We start from the raw sequence: 2,400 nt of genomic DNA on the forward strand, positions 1-2,400 counted from the left end.
CATTCTGAGGAGTCCGGTGTCTTTTACCAGACGATGTGAGAGTCTCATCCACCAAATCCGTCATTGCGAGGAGGCCAATCGTGCTTTGGTTGAACGACGTGGCAATCTCATTTAGAAAATATTTTTTATTCCTTTATTATTTTCTCAGGATAACCAGAAAAAAACGAAAAGCACCCTCCCCTCTGCAAGCGCCACCCCTTCGAGGAGGGGAATTGTTCAATCAATTCATTACCCTATTGAAAGGGAATTCAAAAGGAGGGGTATACATTTTTCATTTTTTTTTGTTAACTTTTTATTCATTACTATATTTTCAGAATAAGCTTTTCTTTTAATTCGAATTAGTTCCGATTTAGAGTGAAAGACTTTACTCAATTACTTCAATTTCATTACCGGAAGAGGAAATCATGTATTTCATGACCTTTCCTGTTACGGTTTGAGGAAGTTCGGCAACGATTTCAACAATACGAGGAACTTTGTGAGATGCTAACTCTTTTCGGCAAAACCTTACAATTTCAGTTGGGTCAATGGTAATATTTTCGTTTGGAACGACATAAGCTTTGATCATTTCACCACGAGATGCTCTTTGGACTCCTACAACAGCGGTACGAACAACTCCTGGGAATGACATGATTACTTCTTCAATCTCTTGGGGAAAAACATTAAAACCAGAAACAATAATCAATTCTTTTTTTCTGCCTTCAATATAAAGAAGACCTTTTTCATCAATTTTTCCCAAGTCTCCGGTATAAAACCATTGATTACGGAAGGAGGTTTGATTTTCTTCAGGATTATTATAATAACCGGGTGAAATAGGATCTCCAGAAAGAATAATTTCTCCAATTTCACCGGTGGGTAATTCATTGCCGTTGTCGTCCACAATCCGAAGGTTAATAGCTTCGATTACTGGTCCCGCTGACCCTGGTACTCGAGTAAGGGGAGAGGGGTTGATAGAAACCACCGGAGATGCCTCGGTTATTCCATATCCCTCCATGATATTTAACCCGAAACCTTTTTCGAAAGCTTCTCGAACTCTTTGAGGAAGAGCATCACCACCACAAATTGGGAGGCGGAGAGGACTTAAGTCAAAGGGAACTTTAGCACGGGCACCGGCTAATATTGAAAAGACAGCTGGTACACCTAAAAAAACCGTAGATTGATATTTTTTGAGGGATTCAATGAGATTGTTGGCTGGATAAAGTGAAGGAACAATCGTAAGTGTCATCCCTTTTGCTAAAGGAAGCATGTAGGCAATTGAAAAACCAAAAACATGGAACATGGGAAGTACACCCAACATGCGATCTTCAGGATAGATATCGACTAAATCGAAACAACTATCGATGTCCGAAAGGATGTTTTTATGAGTGAGCATGACCAATTTGGGAATTCCAGTCGTCCCTGAAGTTGAAAAGAAAGCGGCAATAGGTGAGTCTAAAGAGGGTAAATCGTTAATCGTTGTATTTATTTTATCAGGGAATCCGATTTCTCCATTTTCTCCAATAATAGCAAGAGGGAGTCGATCGGCAAGCTCTTGATGTGGTGATTGGGCTACCAACAAACTTGCTTTGGCGTTTTGGAAAATTTTTTCAATTGATTTAGGTGGGTATTTTGGTGAGAGAAGCAGAGGAATTGCTCCAATTTGAAAACAACCGAGGATGAGTCTTAAAGTATGCCAATGATTGGGAAGTACGATGACAACCCGCATTCCTTCTTTTACGCCAGCTTTTTTCAATTTTAAAGCTTCTTTGTCAATCTCATTAACCAGTTCATTATAATTTATAAACCAGTCTCCCATTGAAACGGCGATTTTTTTCCCATATTCCTGACTCATTTCTCGAATTCTTTCGGTTATTGTAGTTATCATACTTTCCTCCTCAAAGCTTATATAGAGTAACCATCTTAATTTAAATACCGTATAAAATAAATTTCTTTATGTATTTTATTCTATATTTCTTATTTCTGCTACCATTTCGTTGTTCTTTATTGACTAAATCAAAAGAAAACAGTTGGAAAAAACTAGGATACCTGAAAAAGCAGTAATGTAACATTGGTGAATAGAAAAAAATATTAAGATAGACAACCAAACCGCTTGGTGGCACCAGATAAGGATGTAAAATGGACTGCGGGGGAGGAGAGGACGCGAGGGGGTGACATTCTGAGGAGCAGAGCGATGTGGGAATCCCATCCACCTGCTCCGTCATTGCGAGGAGCGTATTATGCGACGTGGCAATCTCACCCGCCCCGTCATTGCGAGGAACGAAGTGACGTGGCAATCTCATTTTTTTGTTTTTTTCTTTATAAAAACTTGAAGATGAGATCCTCGAGCTGGAAAGCACTGCTCATGATGACGAATGAAAGGCACCCTCCCCGCCGTAAAACGGCACCCCTCCAAGGAGGGGAATT

The 2,400-nt window shown here is 39.8% G+C and carries 1 protein-coding gene; it reads right to left on the bottom strand.

Annotation, left to right across the window (positions count from 1 at the left end; genetic code table 11):
- Positions 1-364 precede the first annotated feature (364 nt).
- The gene (locus PLK24_RS10790) at positions 365-1,861 is read right to left on the bottom strand and encodes an AMP-binding protein (protein ID WP_324479021.1); all 1,497 of its coding nucleotides are present in this window, start codon (positions 1,859-1,861) and stop codon (positions 365-367) included.
- Positions 1,862-2,400 lie beyond the last annotated feature (539 nt).

Source organism: Atribacter sp., assembly GCF_035418125.1.
Lineage (GTDB): Bacteria > Atribacterota > Atribacteria > Atribacterales > Atribacteraceae > Atribacter > Atribacter allofermentans.